At 71.1% G+C, this 15343-nt stretch carries 14 protein-coding genes; 6 read left to right on the top strand and 8 right to left on the bottom strand.

Translation table 11 applies throughout. From position 1 onward, the window contains the following. Positions 1-9: 9 nt before the first annotated feature. The 5 genes from HZZ10_RS09395 to HZZ10_RS09375 are packed head-to-tail and all read right to left on the bottom strand — an operon-like array spanning position 10 to position 2427. Entirely contained in the window at positions 10-375 is a 366-nt protein-coding gene (locus HZZ10_RS09395) for a DUF6507 family protein (RefSeq protein WP_056134501.1), read from the bottom strand. Between the two features lie 11 nt (positions 376-386). Continuing rightward, positions 387-722, bottom strand: a complete 336-nt coding sequence (locus tag HZZ10_RS09390; protein WP_056134503.1) for a hypothetical protein — start codon at positions 720-722, stop codon at positions 387-389. A 1-nt stretch (position 723) separates the two neighbouring features. Continuing rightward, on the bottom strand, positions 724-1758 hold the full coding sequence (locus HZZ10_RS09385; RefSeq protein WP_056134508.1) for a DUF6177 family protein: 1035 nt from the start codon (positions 1756-1758) through the stop codon (positions 724-726). 3 nt (positions 1759-1761) lie between these two features. Then, entirely contained in the window at positions 1762-2070 is a 309-nt protein-coding gene (locus HZZ10_RS09380) for a hypothetical protein (protein WP_056134510.1), read from the bottom strand. A 12-nt stretch (positions 2071-2082) separates the two neighbouring features. Then, positions 2083-2427, bottom strand: a complete 345-nt coding sequence (locus tag HZZ10_RS09375) for a hypothetical protein (RefSeq protein WP_056134513.1) — start codon at positions 2425-2427, stop codon at positions 2083-2085. Positions 2428-2674: 247 nt separating this feature from the next. Between HZZ10_RS09375 and HZZ10_RS09370 the strand changes: the two genes are divergently transcribed. The 6 genes from HZZ10_RS09370 to HZZ10_RS09345 are packed head-to-tail and all read left to right on the top strand — an operon-like array spanning position 2675 to position 10679. Next, complete coding sequence (locus HZZ10_RS09370; protein WP_179913301.1) at positions 2675-3490, top strand: FHA domain-containing protein; 816 nt, start codon at positions 2675-2677, stop codon at positions 3488-3490. Further along, positions 3487-3999, top strand: a complete 513-nt coding sequence (locus tag HZZ10_RS09365; protein ID WP_056134520.1) for an OCRE domain-containing protein — start codon at positions 3487-3489, stop codon at positions 3997-3999. Before HZZ10_RS09370 ends, HZZ10_RS09365 begins: the two co-directional genes overlap by 4 nt. Continuing rightward, positions 3996-5309 carry a type VII secretion integral membrane protein EccD gene (eccD, locus tag HZZ10_RS09360; RefSeq protein WP_179913300.1) on the top strand — a complete coding sequence of 438 codons (1314 nt, stop codon included), beginning with the start codon at positions 3996-3998 and terminating at the stop codon, positions 5307-5309. Before HZZ10_RS09365 ends, eccD begins: the two co-directional genes overlap by 4 nt. After that, positions 5309-6199 (top strand): hypothetical protein, encoded by an 891-nt coding sequence (locus HZZ10_RS09355; RefSeq protein ID WP_179913299.1) that lies wholly within the window; start codon positions 5309-5311, stop codon positions 6197-6199. The genes eccD and HZZ10_RS09355 overlap by 1 nt, the downstream gene beginning before the upstream one ends. Then, positions 6196-10131, top strand: coding sequence for a type VII secretion protein EccCa (eccCa, locus tag HZZ10_RS09350; RefSeq protein WP_179913298.1), 3936 nt, complete (start codon positions 6196-6198; stop codon positions 10129-10131). Before HZZ10_RS09355 ends, eccCa begins: the two co-directional genes overlap by 4 nt. Beyond that, entirely contained in the window at positions 10128-10679 is a 552-nt protein-coding gene (locus HZZ10_RS09345) for a hypothetical protein (protein ID WP_179913297.1), read from the top strand. The genes eccCa and HZZ10_RS09345 overlap by 4 nt, the downstream gene beginning before the upstream one ends. Positions 10680-10805: 126 nt before the next feature. Here HZZ10_RS09345 and glsA read toward each other — a convergent pair whose 3' ends face one another. From glsA to dnaB, 3 genes are read right to left on the bottom strand one after another with little or no spacing between them, the layout of a single operon-like run. Next, positions 10806-11807 (bottom strand): glutaminase A, encoded by a 1002-nt coding sequence (glsA, locus tag HZZ10_RS09340; protein ID WP_179913296.1) that lies wholly within the window; start codon positions 11805-11807, stop codon positions 10806-10808. Positions 11808-11859: 52 nt separating this feature from the next. Further along, complete coding sequence (locus HZZ10_RS09335) at positions 11860-12528, bottom strand: hypothetical protein (protein WP_179913295.1); 669 nt, start codon at positions 12526-12528, stop codon at positions 11860-11862. Positions 12529-12558: 30 nt separating this feature from the next. Then, positions 12559-15162, bottom strand: coding sequence for a replicative DNA helicase (gene dnaB, locus HZZ10_RS09330; protein WP_179913294.1), 2604 nt, complete (start codon positions 15160-15162; stop codon positions 12559-12561). Positions 15163-15343 lie beyond the last annotated feature (181 nt).

Here is a 15343-nt window from a genome sequence, read left to right as displayed (position 1 = left end):
GTGTGGTCCTCAGCCCTGGTGTCCGTGCTCGACGAAGTACGAGAAGTCACCGTCTACGGCGGAGCTGAGCAGCTCGGCCTGGTAGGTGGCGGACATGTCTTCCTGCCCGTTGTTGTAGGCGATGACCGCGTTGGCCACACCCACGGTGCCGGCGTTGATCCGGTTGTTGATGTTCGTGAGGTTCGCGGTCTGGTCGGCGAACAGCGCGTTCACGGCCGTCGGGACGTCCTGCGTGATCATCCCGCCCCAGGTCAGCCCGTCGAGGACAGCCTGGAACTTGTCCTCGGAGAGGGCTGTGCCCAGCTCGGTCGCGTCGGTGTTCACCGTCGTGAGGATGCTCTGGACCCCGCTGGGGTCGATCTTCCACTGCGTCATGGTCGTCTCCCTCAGACTCGGTCGGCGATGGTCCCGCCGACGGCGGCGGCGATGGACTCGGCGAGCGCCCGCCCGGCGCCCGTGTCCCCGTAGGGGACGGCCATGTCGGTCCACAGACCGAAGGCCGTCGGTGGCCTCATCACGATGTCGGCCGCCTCACGGGGCTCCCGGACGGGTCGGCTCCTGTAGATCGACAGGAGGGCTCGGCCCTGCGCGTCGACGAACTGGCGGATCTGACCGTCGCGGTACTCCAGGAACGTCCCGTCGGGGTGGTCGACGGCGGCGGCCCGCACCATGACGGCCGAGGTCGGCTCGACCTCGCTCAGCAGCACGATCTCGGTTGGCATGTCAGACCCTCCCGAGTCCTGTGGCGGCCGCGATGCGCTCGGCACCGAGGTCGTGGGCGAAGGCGACGAGCTGGGCCCAGAGACCCTGGTCGGGGTTGCTGAACCTGACGAGCAGGCTCGGTGTGCGCTTGCGCCCGAGCATCGTGATGTCGTGCTTCTCGGCCAGGGCTGCGGCATCGATGTCGAGGTCGTGCACACCACGCGGCCCGATGATCACGGCGAGCGGGACCTCCGGCCGCTTGGCAGCCGGCTCGACCCACGTCCCGATGTCCGTCTCGGCGAGCGACACGAAGCCGATCGTCGGCTGGAACTCGTCGGCGATGGTCGCGAGAGCCTGCGACGCCGTCTGCACCAGACCACCGATGTGGTCGGGATAGCGCCGCAGGGCGACCCCACCCTTGATCTGCTCGAGGATCCCTCGGCGGGTGCGACCGACGAAGAGGTCCACGAAGGAGCCGTCACGGCTCAGGCCGTGCAGCGCGTCCGTCGCAGGCATCTCGCGGCGGGCGACCTCGGTGAGGACCCGCGTGTCCCAACGGTCCACGAGCGGCTCGAAGGGACCCCACAGCTCGAGGGGCGACCCGCCGAGCGCGGAGATCATCGCCTCCGACAGGGTCCCGACAGTGGTGTCCGAGGCAGCGCGCTGGTGCGCGAAGACGTCGAACATCAGCACACCGGGGAACTGCTGCTCGTGCGTGGTGGCCAGGGTCGTGTAGGACGGCAGACGCTCTGTCCCCTGGCCCGGACGCTCCCAGAGGTCACGGAGCGTGTCGATCCTGTACCCGGAGAGCCCGTCGTACGTCGCACCGTCCGCGCTCTGCACGGCCCACAGCCCGCCCGCCCTGCGCATCGCGAGCGACACGAAAGGGCTCAGGCGCGTCCCGGTGCTCGTCATCAGGACGGGGCGCAGGCGCTCCGTGACGGCGTAGTCGAGGAACGCGGCCAGCGGCTCGCTGAGGACGACGTGCTCGGCAGAGGCGGCGAAGACTGCGTAGTCCTCGCCCCACTCGTCGGCGACAGGGTGGACGATGTTCATGGCTCAGTCCGGGATGTAGGAGGCGGCCTGCTGCAGCCCGCGGCGGGCGATCTCGTCGTTCTCCGACAGAGACGTGCGGATCGCGGAGATGATGCCCTTGACCTCGGTACCGGCCTGGTTCCACTGGGCTTCCATCGCGGCATACCTGTCGCTCACGCCGTCGGCGGAGTACACAGCCATCGCGTTCTTGACATCCATGTCACGACGAGCCAGCGCCGCCTCGAGCGCACCCGCAGCACGCTCGAAGTTCGACTGAGCCGCCTGCGACGAGCTGATGTCGTAGTCGTTCCGATCCATCTGGTTGCTGGACATGACGATCCTCCTCTAGGCCCGGGGGGCGAACTTGGACGTGTCGGCACCCTGGAAGTCAGCGGAGCCCTCAGCAGAACGGTGCTGGTCAGCACCCTCGTCAGCAGCAGTCGTGAACGCCAGGTTCTGACCACCGATCGACTCCGTGATCCCCACCAACGCGTTGTTGAGGATCGAGGAGATGTCGTCCGTGCGCTCCTTGAAGCTGATGAACGACGCCTTGGCCACACCGTTGAACGTGGACTCCAGAGGCTCCGCAGCCTCCTTCAGGTTCCGCACCAGCTGACCCAAGTCGTCAGACTCGGTCGCCGTCTTCTGCCCGAGCACCTGCAGCGCATCGGCTTCCATCGCGAACTTCATGGTTCTCTCCCGTCGTCGAGCGGTCGTCCATACCGTAAGCAGAGACACGCTGTCCCGCGATGGGTACCTCTCACTGGGTACCTCACCCCTGTGGACACGAGGACAGGGGGCTGAGCGCAGGATAGGTTCGTGCCCGGCAGACCGCGCCTGGACGCTCAGGCGGCCGCAGGTGCGCGCCTCACGAACGGCACGGCCCGCACGACAGACCACAGCAGCAGACGCAGCAGACCGACGAGAGGGGTGGACGATGCACGCCTTCTCGTCCGTGGCCGAGCAGCACCGCGACGACGGGACCTCGGTCGCCGACCGCAGCGCCGTCCCGCACGCGATCCTCCTGCACGACGTCAGGCCCGCGGGCGCGCGTCGAGCGGCAGCCACCGCCGTCGACCTGCTCACCGTCGCCGCCGCCTTCGGCCTGGGGTTCTTGCTGCACCCTGTCGTCGGTGGCGTCCTCGCGGCCGTCGTGGCTCTCCTCGTCGTGGCAGACCGCGTCCGGACCGGTCGCAGCCTGGGGCTGCGCCTCACGCGTCTGCGGACCGTCGACCGCGCGAGCGCGATGCCGTCCGCGCGGGCGCTCGTCCCCGGCCGCGGGCTGACCGCAGACCTCGCCCGCGGCCGCGACCCGCTGCTCGTGGTCCCCGCCTCCTCGGTGCCGATCCCGGCCGAGCAGGCCCCGGCTCCGGCCGACCCGTGGATGGCGCAGGAGACGGCCCGCACCCCCGGCGTCGTCGTGGTCACCGACGAGGGCGCGACCGTCACGGTGCTCGGTACGACGATCGTCGGGCGCAGCCCCGTCGACCCGACGGGTACGCACTACCTGCTGGGCATCCCGGACATCGGCCGGTCGATCTCGCGCAGCCACGCCGTCCTCGAGCTCGACGGGCCGCTGCTGTGGGTCACCGACCTCGGCTCGGCGAACGGCTCGGCCGTGGCGCTGCCCGGCCAGCAGTTCTCGCCGCTCACCCCGCACGTGCGCACGCCCGCCCCGGCCGGCTCGCGGATCGCGCTGGGCACACGCACCCTGCACGTCGCCGACCCCACCCGACCGGAGGCACCCCAGTGACCGACCGCGACAGGATCCTCGTCGAGTCGACCCGCACGCACCGCGAGCGGCTGTCGTCTGCGCTGTCCTTCGGGGCGCTCGAGCAGCGCCGCAAGGTCAACACGAACGTCCGCAGGTTCATCGGCTCGGTGGTCATCGCCGCCGTCGCCGGGGTCGGCTGCCTCGGGTTCTCCTTCGTGGTGAACCTGCTCGACAACCGCAAGGAAGACCAGGCTGTGGCGTCCTTCAGGGCCGCGCTCGCCGCGAACCCGATCCCCGAGACCCCGGACATGCCGCTCGACCCGGAGACGGGGTTCCTCGCGGACCCGGTGTCCGGGAACTTCATCGACCCGCAGACCGGGTTCTTCGTCGACCGGGAGACCGGCCTGGCCGAGGACCCTGACGGCAACCTCATCGACCCCCGCATCGACTGGTACCTCGACACCGAGACCGGCTACTACACAGACCCGGCCACGGGCGTGACGATCGACCCGGCGACGCAGCGCGTCGTCGAGGAGGAGAAGAAGTGACCGAGTACACCCGCGTCACGATCCAGGGCGAGGGCCGCAAGGCCGACCTCGTCCTCCCCGACGACGAGCCCGTCGCCGCGATGCTGCCCGACGTGCTGGTGCTGCTCGACGAGGGCGAGGCACGCTCGGCGCGCCCGGTCGCCCTCGTCACGCGGGTCGGCGAGCAGCTGGACTCCTCGCTCACCCTCGCCGAGCAGTCGGTCGAGCACGGTGCGCTGCTGCGCATCGTGCGGGTCGACGAGGCTCCGCCGCCGCCCGAGGTCGCCGACGTCACCGACGTCGTCGCGGACGCCGTCGACAGCCGCGCCGACGCGTGGCGCCCCGTGTGGGGAGTCGTCGCCGCGTCGGTGCTCACAGCTGTCCTGGGCGCCTATGCGGCGCTGGTGGCCGTCTCGTCGCTCGACGTCCCGCTGGTCACGCTGCTCGCGGTGTGCGCCGGCGTGGCTGTGGTCGCGTCCGTGCTCTGCCGTCGCCACCTCACCGGCCCGGCCGTGGTCCTCACCGCAGGTGCTGTCGGCGGTGCCGCTGTCGCCGCGCTCCTGGTGAGCGCCGACCACGCCGACGGGTCGCTCGGGACGTCGGCGATCGTCTGGTTCGGGCTCACGAGCCTCCTCGTCGGGCTGGTCGGGGCCGCGGGCGCCCGGGACGTCGGTCTCGGGCTCGGCGGGGTCGTCGGCACGGTGCTGGTCGGCGCGCTCGCCGCCATGCACGCCCTCGGCTGGGAGCGTCTGCACTCGGCGGCTGTCGTCGCCGTGGTCGGAACGCTGCTGCTCGGCCTGCTGCCCGGGATCGCGATGACCGTGAGCGGGCTGAGCGGGCTCGACGACCGTGTGGTCGAGGGCAACCGCATCCCGCGGGCAGCCGCACGCCGCGCCGTCGACGCGACCCACCGTGCGCTCACCTGGGCGACGGTCGCGACGGCTGTCGTCGTCGGCTCGTGCGCCTGGGTCCTCGCCGGGGCTCCTGACACCGCGACGCGGGTCCTCACGGCCTGCCTCGCCGTCGTGCTCCTGCTGCGCACCCGGGTCTTCCCCCTCGCGCCCCAGCGTCTCGTGCTGATGCTCGCCGGTCTGGTGCCGCTGGTCGCGCTCCTCGTCGACCTCGGCAGCACCGAGCCCGAGCAGGCCGTCGGTGTCGCGCTCGGCGTCGCCGTCCTGGTCGCTGCGCTCGTCGGGTCGCACCCGAGCGAGTACCTCAAGGCGCGTCTGCGCGGCCTCGCGAACATCGTCGAGCTGATCGCCGTCCTCGCGCTGGTCCCCCTCGTCCTCGCACGCCTCGGCGTGTTCGCCGACCTGGTCGGGACCTTCTGATGGGACGCGCCTGGACGACCCTCGTGGCCTCTCTGCCGTCCCGCGCCGAAGAGCTGCGCAGGCTCGACGAGGCCGTGCGGGCGCCGCTCGCCCTCAGCACCCGGGTCGGGGTCGTGGGCGTGGCTGGTGGCTCGGGCTGCTCGACCGTCGGTGGTCTGCTGGCCTCTGTGCTGTCGTCGCGCCGCGACCAGCGGATCCTCCTGGTCAACGCGTCCCGCACAGCACGCTCCGCGCTGTGGCACGCGGGTCTCACGACGCCCGCGCCCAGCACCCCGGCCGACGAGACGGCACGCCGGGCCGCGCGCCGCTCCGACGCCGCGACGGTCGGGCTGGTGCAGACCCTCGGTGGGCTCTACTGCCTCGACCTGGCCGCACCGGTCCCCGAAGCCAGCGGCGCGGGCTCCGGATCCGACGGCGCGGACTCTGGGGCCGAGGCTGGCGTGCGCCCCGCCGACGACTCCCGCTGGTGGGAGGCCGTCGCACCGGCCGGCAGGTTCTTCGACTTCGTCGTCACCGACTGGGGTGTCCGCGACGCCTCGACAGTCGGCCGGGTGCTCTCGGCGAGCACAGCCGTGGTCGTGACGACCCCCGCCGACAGGACCTCGCTGCAGCGCGCGGTCGACCTCGCCCGCACCGTCGAGGAGGCTGGCGTCCAGGTGCTCCTGGCCGTCGACGACGTGCGCCGCGAGCGCACGGCGGCCCTCGGCGAGATGCTCCGCCTGCTCCCTGTGCCCGCCGTGGCGCTCCCCTACGACCGTGCGCACGGTGCGGCCCGACCCGTCGGCAGCCACAGGCTCCGCGCCTCCACCACGCTCGCTGCGCTCCGTCTGGCGGCTGCTGTCGTCGACGTGGCCGGTCGACGCGCCGACACCCGCGGGAGCGCCGCATGAGTCTCAAGATCGTCCACCGCCCGACCCGGACCACAGTTCCGGTCACCGCGCCGGAGCCCGAGTCGATCGCGCCCCCACCCCCGCTCGGCGACGACCAGGGCGGCCGCACGCCGCTCCAGATGCTCCTGCCGATCGTCGGTGCCATGACCTCGGTCGTCATGATGGTCGTCATGCGCAACGGGCAGCCGTTGTTCATGGTCGTCGCAGCGCTCGTCTTCGTCGTCGCGATCGTCGGCGGCATCGGCTTCGCGGTCTCCTCGCGCGGCCGTGCGGCCAAGCAGGAGCGCGCCAAGCGCGAGCTCTACCTCGACTACCTCGAGAAGCTCCGCCGGGACCTCGCCGCCCGCACAGCCGACGCCCGGCGCGACGCCGCCGTGATGCACCCCGAGCCCTCGGCCCTCATGGCGCTCGTCCGCGACCCGCGACGCCTGTGGGAGCGTCGGCGCCGGGACGCCGACTTCCTCACCGTGCGCGTGGGCACCGGCGCCGTGCCGTGGTTCGACCTCACGGTCCCGCCTGCCTCGTCGCCGATGGAGCCTCACGACCCGATCTTGCTGTCCGAGGCCCGGCTGATCGCCGACCAGGTCGAGCGGGTCGAAGCCATGCCGGTGACAGTCGACCTGCGGGACGTGGCCGTCATGGCTGTCGTGGGCGACCGCGCGCACACCGTCGCGACGGTCCGCAGCATGCTGCTCCAGCTCGCCGCGCAGCACGGACCCGACGACCTCTCGATCGCCGCGGCCTACGCCCCCGACCGCAGCGCGGACTGGCAGGGGCTCGACCTGCTCCCGCACGTCCAGGACCCCGAGCTGTTCGACGGACCTGTCCCTGCCCGCAGGGTCGCCCCCGACCTCTCGAGCCTGGCGCACGTGCTCGGCAGCACGCTGACCGACAGGCTCCAGCACGCCCACTCCTCGAAGCGGACAGGGTCTGTGCGCAGCCAGCCGTCTCGCCTCCTCGTGGTCGTCGACGACCACGGACGTCGCGCGTCGACCCTGCCTGTCGGCGCCGGCGCGACGCTCCAGGAGCTCGGCGTGACAGTCGTGCACCTGCTCTCGGACCGGCTCGACGAGCCGAGCGAGCTCGACGTGCGGATCACGCTCGACGCTGCCGGGACCGTGACCGGGACGCTCACCACCTCCCCTGGGACACCCGACGCCCTCGACGTCAGCCTCGAGCCAGACCAGACCGGTGTGCCGCTCTTCGAGTCGACAGCCCGCGCGATGGCCGCCATGCGCCTCTCGCTCTCGGCGACCCAGGACGAGGAGGGCAACAGGACTCTCGACATCTACGAGCTGCTCGGCATCGACAGCCTCGACGACGTCGACCCCGAGACGCTCTGGCGTCCCCGGTCGCCCGCGCAGTTCCTCAACGTGCCCTTCGCGACCGACGACCAGGGTTACCCCGTGCGGCTCGACCTCAAGGAGAGCGCGCAGCTGGGCATGGGCCCGCACGGCATCTGCATCGGCGCCACAGGCTCGGGCAAGTCCGAGATGCTCCGCACGCTGATCTTGTCCCTCGCGCTGACGCACCCGCCCGAAGACCTCTCGATGATCCTCGTCGACTACAAGGGTGGGGCAGCCTTCGCACCCTTCGCGGGGCTCCCGCACCTCGCCGGGCTGATCGACAACCTCGCCGACGACCCGCAGCTCACCACGCGCGCCCGCGCGTCGATCCAGGGCGAGGTCGTCCGGCGCCAGCGGATGCTCAAGGAGGCCGGGTCCTCCCCGTCCATCTCGCACTACCGCCAGCTCCGTGCCGAGCGTCCCGAGATGGCTCCCATGCCGCACCTGTTCGTGGTCATCGACGAGTTCGGCGAGCTGCTCACGGCCGAGCCCGACTTCATCGACCTGTTCCTGCAGATCGGGCGCATCGGCCGGTCGATCGGTGTGCACCTGCTGCTGTCGAGCCAGCGCATCGAGGGTGGCAAGCTCCGCGGCCTCGACACGTATCTCTCGTACAGGCTCGGTCTGCGCACCTTCAGCGAGCCCGAGTCGCAGGTCGTGCTCAGCACGCCCGACGCGTACCACCTGCCGGCGCTGCCCGGCTACGGGTACCTCAAGGTCGACACGAGCGTCTACACGCGCTTCAGGTCCGGTTTCGTCTCGGGTCCGGTCGACGGCCAGCGTGCCTCGCGCGACGACGAGACCGAGGCGCGCCCGCTCCTGCTGCCCACCTTCAACGGGATCTCGACCCCCGGCAGCACGGAGCAGGCCTCTGCCACCCCGTCGCTGACGCGCCCGGACACGAGCCGGACCTTCGTCGACGAGTCCGTCCACAGGGTGCGCGACGACGACCGTGCCGTGAGCCCCGTGTGGCTCCCGCCGCTCCCCGACCGCCTCGCCCTCGGGCTGGTGCTCGAGAAGGCCGGCGAGCGCACCCCCGGGCTGAGCGTGGTCATCGGCCTCGAGGACGACCCGACGCAGCAGTCCCAGGCTCCGTGGCGGCTCGACCTCGCCCGCGCGGGCGGTCACGTGGCCGTCATCGGGGCTCCGCAGACCGGGCGCAGCACGCTGCTGCGCACCATCGCGGCCTCTCTGTCGCTCACGTACACCCCGCGCGACGTGGCCGTGTACGGCATGGACCTGACCGGGGGCGGGCTCCAGCGCATCGAGCACTTCCCGCACGTGGGTGGTGTCGCGACGCGCTCGCACCGGGACAGGCTCTTCAGGCTCGTCGAAGAGCTCAGCGGCATGCTCGCGCTGCGCGAGTCCGTGTTCAAGAAGTACTCGATCGACTCGATGGTGCAGCTGCGCTCGATGCACGCCGCGGGCCGCATCCCCGAGCTCGACGCTGCAGACATCGTGCTGCTCGTCGACGGCTACGGGCAGATCCGTCAGGACTTCGAGGAGATCGAGACAGCCTTCACCGACATCATGACGAGGGCCGCGAGCTTCGGCATCCACCTCGTCGTCGGGCTCACCCGGTGGAGCGAGCTGCGGATGGGCCACCAGGCGCTCTTCGGCACCCGCGTCGAGCTGCGCCTGAACGACCCTGCGGAGTCGAGCATCGACCGCAAGCTGTCCGCGACGCTCTCGGCCGACACCCCGGGTCGGGCGATCCTCGACACGAAGAACCTCGCGCAGGTCGCGCTGCCCGTCCTCAACGTCGTCGGCGACGACGCCGTCGGTGACGAGCTCGAGGCCCTCGCCCGGCGGACCGCAGAGTCGTGGAGCGGCCCGGCCGCCGCGCCGATCCGCCTCCTGCCGCTCGACGTGGACCGCGCCGAGCTGCCCGACGCCTTCGACGAGCCCGACGTCGTCCCGATCGGGCTGCGCCAGGACACCATGGAGGCCGCGCTCTGGGAGCTCACCGGCGACGACCAGCACCTCGTGGTCCTCGGCGACTCGCGGTGCGGCAAGACGACCCTGCTGCGCACCATCGCGAAGGGTCTCATCGAGAGGTTCAGCAGCGACGAGCTCGCGATCGCCGTCGTCGACCCGCGGGGCAACGTGCCCGACGTGGTCGAGGACGACTACCTCGCCGCGCACGCCAAGAACGCGACCCAGGCACGCGGGCTCGCCGAGTCGATCGCGAGCGAGCTCGAGCAGCGGCCCGGCCGCTCACCCGAGGAGCGGGCCCGCGAGCCGCGCATCGTCGTGCTCATCGACGACTACGACATCGTCTCGGCGGGTGGTGCGGATCCCTTCGCGCCGCTCATGCCGTACATGCCGAGCGCGCGCGACCTCGGTCTGCACGTCGTGCTCACCCGGCCCGTCGCCGGGGCGAGCCGCGCCATGTACTCGCAGATGATCCAGGTGACCCGGGACACCGGCGGCTCGATCCTGCTCATGTCGGGCGAGCGCAGCGAGGGTCAGCTGGTCAGCCGGATCTACCCCGAGAGGTTCCCGCCCGGGCGCGGTCGCTTCATCCGCCGCGGGGGGCGCCCGCACGTCATCCAGGTGGCCCGCGACCCGGAGGTCGAGTCGTGAGGACCCTCGCGATCGTCTCGGTGACCTCGGGAGCCGGGGCCAGCACCCTCGCTGCGCTCGCCTTCGCGGCGACCCGTGACGACGCCCGCGGTGCCCCAGGGCTCTTCGGCACGGGCGGCACCGGGCTCGTCGAGCGATGCGGCGGGGACGAGGTCAACCGGGTCGACCCGCAGTCGGCGATCTGGGACGTCGGGGTCTGCGCCGCAGCCGACGCGCTCGACCTGCTGCGGTCGGGTGAGGTGGCCGTCGCCGTCGCGGCCCCCGCGACCCCGCTCGGGACCGCCGACGCCCTGCGGCTGACGGCGGCGATCGCCGAGGGTGACAGCGCGCTCCTGGCCCGCGTCGCCGTCGTCCAGACCGAGGTGTACGGCAGGCAGCGCGGGGCCACGCTCGAGAAGGCGCCAGCAGGAGCGGTCCTGCGGCTCCCCTTCGACCGCGCCCTCGCCCGGCCGGGCAGCGTCCCGGAAGACCTCCGCACGCTCCGACGGCGCACCCGCGCGGCGGTCCACGCATGGCGCAGCTATTGCGGGTGGGCGCTGCGGTCCTGAGCAGCTGCGGTCCTGGGGACCTCACCGGCCCGACCGCCCTCCTCGAGAGCGGTCCAGCCGGTCGGTGCCTCTCGGCAGACGGTCCGGAGGACGAGTCGGCCTAGACGCGGCGCACCGACACTCCGGTCAGGTGGTCGACGAGTGCCGGGGCGCGGGGAGTGACGCGAAGACGTCGAGCCCGAGCTCGCGCGCGAGCTGTGCCGTGGCGCGGCGACCACGGACCGAGTTTCCCGCGTCGTCGAGCAGCGGCGAATAGGTACCGATGGCCCCCTTGCCCGGCGACACGGTGACGATGCCCCCGGAGATGCCGCTCTTGGCCGGTGCCCCGACCTCGAAGAGCCACTCCCCCGACCGCTCGTACATCCCGGTCGACGCGAGGACGCTCAGCGTGTCCCGGCAGATCGACGGGTCGACGACCTGGACGCCGGTCACCGGGTTCACACCGCCACCGGCGAGCGTCGCGCCCATGACCGCGAGGTCGCGCGCGTCGACGAGCAGCGCGCACTGCCGGGTGTAGGTGTCGACGACCTCCGCAGGGTCACCGCTGAGCCTGTCGTGGCCCTGGAGCAGGTGCGCGAGACCGAGGTTGCGCTCGTTCTCCTTAGACTCCGACGCGAAGACGTCCTCGTCGACCTCGAGGTCCCGGCCCGCGAACCGCGACAGCCCGTCGAGCACGAAGCCCCAGCGGCCGTCGCGACTGGCCCCGGGGACCAACCCCGTCGTGGCGATCGCACCCGCGTTGACCATCGGATTCATCGGGTGGCCCTCGTTGTGCTCGATCGCCAGGACCGAGTCGAAGGGCACACCCGTGTTGTCCACCCCGACCTTGGCGAGCACGGCGTCGTGGCCGATCTCCTGGCAGACCAGCGCGTAGACGAAGGCCTTCGAGATCGACTGGATGGTGAACCTGTGCCCGGAGTCACCGACCGTGTGCTCCGTGCCGTCGACGTGGACCAGCGCGACCCCGAAGAGGTCCGGGTCGGCGTCCGCGAGCGCCGGGACGTCCTGGATGACCTCGCCCTCGTCGAGCAACCGGAAGTCCTCGTGGGCGCGCTGCACGGCCTCGCCGACCACGTCCCGCCCGGGGAGGTGTCCTGTCGAGACATGGTCCTGCGCGTCGTGGCTCATCCGCCAGACGCTACACACCCACGGGCGGTCCGGCCTGACAGCGTCGGACGGGTCAGGCCCTCGACACCTCGCGTGGTTCCTGCGTGCCAGCACTCATCACAGCACCGACGAGCACCACCAGCGCCGCGACCACGAACACCTCGAGGTGGTGCACGGGCGTCGCGCTGAGGCCGTGGGGGTCGTCCAGCCTGGTGAGCACGGACGCGCTGGCCAGCCACGGCAGGAGCGGTGCGACGTAGCCGCCGACGACCACGCACAGGGCCGCGACCTGCACGCGACGACCGTCGTGGCGTCGCAGAGGCCGGTCGGCGGCGACGGCACGGAGCACCGGCCGGAGCGCGAGGGCCGCGACGAGCAGGGCGATCCCGCGCAGCATCGCGTCTGCTCGGGACAGGAGCTTCTCGCTCGTCGAGGCGTCGGGAGCGTAGACCGTCACGACACCGAGCGGGTAGGTGCGGTGGTCGGTGTGCGGGAGACCACCCGTCGGGATGCCGCCGACCCGCACGTCGTCGTAGGGCTCCATCTCGACGAGGAGCTGCAGGTCGGCTCCTACCCCGTCAGAGGCTGTCACCTGGACCGGCACCGAGACCCCGCCCTCCAGGTCGGTCAGCGGCTCGAGCCACCGCACGAGACCGACCGCCGTGGCCACAACGCCTGCCACCACCAGGACGACGGCGAGGACCGCCGCCAGTCGACGTGCGGCCGGATGGACAGCTCTCAACCCTGTGCCCTTCTCCGGTATCCCCCGCGTTCACGCCTGCATGTCGACGAAGCGCGAGTAGTGCCCCTGGAAGGCGACGGTCAGCACGTCGGTCGGGCCGTTACGGTGCTTGGCCACGATGAGGTCGGCCTCCCCGGCGCGCGGAGACTCCTTCTCGTAGGCGTCTTCGCGGTGCAGCAGGATGACGATGTCGGCGTCCTGCTCGATCGAGCCGGACTCACGCAGGTCGGACATCGCGGGGCGCTTGTCGGTGCGCTGCTCGGCGCCACGGTTCAGCTGCGAGATCGCGATGAGCGGCACCTCGAGCTCTTTGGCGAGCAGCTTGAGCGCACGGGAGAACTCCGAGACCTCCTGCTGGCGAGACTCGACGCGCTTGCCGGACGTCATCAGCTGGAGGTAGTCGATGACCACGAGCTTGAGGTCGTGCTTCTGCTTGAGGCGTCGGCACTTGGCGCGGATCTCCATGAGCGACATGTTCGGCGAGTCGTCGATGAAGAGGGGCGCCTCGGAGATCTTGCCCATGGTCCCGGCGAGCTTCTGCCAGTCTTCTTCACCCATGGAGCCGTTGCGCATCTTCTGCAGGTGGATGCGCGCCTCGGCGGACAGCAGACGCATGGTGATCTCGTTGCGGCTCATCTCGAGCGAGAACACGACAGACGTCAACCCGTGCTTGATCGACGCCGACCGCGCGATGTCGATTCCTAGCGTGGAGTTGTGCGTGGGCACCATCGACCGGCCCGCGAGATACAGGTGCTCCGGGTGCGCGATCTCGACGCACCGGACCGGCACGCTGGCCACGGGGCGCACGTCGACGATGAACCTGCTCCGCAGCCGAGGGGTCGAGGGACGGCGACGGTCCTTGTGCACCAGCTTCTTGCGCTCGAGAGCGAAGACGTCGTCGTCCGTCGTGAAGGTGATCGTGTAGGCGGTCGACGAGAGGACGGAGCGGCCCTTGACGGTCCGCTCGGACCACCCGGTCCGGTACCCCAGGCTGTGCACGAGCTCTCTGGTGTCCTCCGCGAGGCGGCGGCTGGTCACCGTCACCTGTGGGCTGCCGGTGGGGTTGACCGTGCCGTCGGTGTCGAGGAGCCCTGCGAGCAGCTCCCGCCTCTGCTCCTCGCTGCCGCGCAGGTAGGAGACAGGGATGTGCTTGTCGTCCATCACTTCGAGCGTCCGCAGGATCCCGGCGACGGTCCCCCGGGCGTTGTGGCAGTCCTGACAACGGCGCAGCCCTGTGCTCGGGGCGCCGCAGTCCGGGCAGGTCGGGTTCGGCATGGGCGCGGAGTAGGCACTCGCCCGGCCACCGCAGGACCGACCGCAGGTCTTGACCTGCGAGGTGCGCGGCACGAACGAGACACCGCAGACAGCGCACAGGCGCTCTGCGACGGGCGCCTCAGCCGGAAGCTGGAGCGTGTAGAGCTCAGCACGGCCGACGGCACCTGTCCGACGCTGGGCGACGAGACCGAGACCCTCGAGGCGCATCGCGATCTCCGGGTCGGCCGACGTGAACCTGGCGGATGCCGAGTGCCCGTCGCCGAGCCACACGCCCAACGCGTAAGGGTGGAGCGGAAGGTCTGCTTCAGGGAGCTGAAGGGCTCCTGTTGTCACTACGGCGTGGTTCGCACGGCGGTCCGCCGTCGCGCACCGGACCGAAGACGCGATCTCCTCGGTGGTCCGCACGGTCCCGAGCAGGCCGTGCTTGCGACGGGACGCACGGTCGCTCGTCGACCACTCGTGCTGGGCGTCGGCGACGATCGTCGTCCCGTCGTCGAAGACGACCTCGTAGCACGGCCTGTCCACAAGGACCTCTGTCGCAGCCACCACGACAGTCGGCGTCCCGTCGGCGGCGAGGAGCTGGTCGCCGACCTGGACCTCTCCCATCGTGGTCCAGCCCGTGGGGGTCGGGAGCGGAGTGTCGAGCGCGAGCGCCTTTCCGATAGCCGGACGTGCCGCGAGCACGATCATCTGGCCGGGGTGCAGACCGTTCGTCAACCTGTCGAGGTCGGCGAAGCCTGTCGGGACGCCGACCATCCCCTCGCCGCGGTGGCCTGCGGCCTCGATCTCGTCGACGGCTCCGCCGATGACGTCGCCGAGCACCGCGTAGTCCTCGGAGGACCGGGTCTCGGTGACGGCGTAGACCTCGGCCTGCGCGTTGTTGACGAGCTCGTCGACATCACCGCCGTCGGTCGCGTAGCCGAGCTGGACGATGCGCGTCCCGGCCTGCACGAGGCGGCGCAGCACAGCCCGCTCGCGCACGATGCGGGCGTAGTAGCCCGCGTTGGCGGCCGTCGGCACCATCGAGATGAGGGTGTGGATGTACGGGGCCCCGCCGATGCGGCCCATCTCGCCGTGCTTGGTGAGCTCAGCCACGACGGTGATGGCGTCAGCAGGCTCACCGCGGCCGTAGAGGTCGAGGATCGTGTCGTAGATGGCCTCGTGCGCAGGCCTGTAGAAGTCTGTGCCCTTGAGCTGCTCGATGACGTCGGCGATGGCGTCCTTCGAGATCAGCATGCCGCCGAGGACGCTCTGCTCTGCGGCGATGTCCTGGGGCGGGGTGCGGTCGAACCCCGGTCCTGACGACCCCGAGCCCTGGCTGGAAGAGCTGTAGCCGGTGTCAAGCTCGTCGATCGACATGGTGGTCCGTCCTTGCTGTGCGGGCGAGGTCTCAGGTCTACGCCTCGCCACCGACACGGGGTCTTCGTCGGTGGTTGCCGCCTGCACCGTACGCGCCTCCAGTCCCTCGATCAACCACGTCATCCACAGGTTTGTCCCCACCCTTGGGGATAACTTCCTCAGGTGCTGGCTGCTGGTCATC

Source organism: Sanguibacter inulinus (assembly GCF_013415325.1).
In the GTDB taxonomy this organism is placed as follows: Bacteria; Actinomycetota; Actinomycetes; order Actinomycetales; family Cellulomonadaceae; genus Sanguibacter; species Sanguibacter inulinus.
The sequence above is the reverse complement of the archived record's forward strand: the minus strand, read 5'-3'. Positions and strand labels throughout refer to the sequence as shown.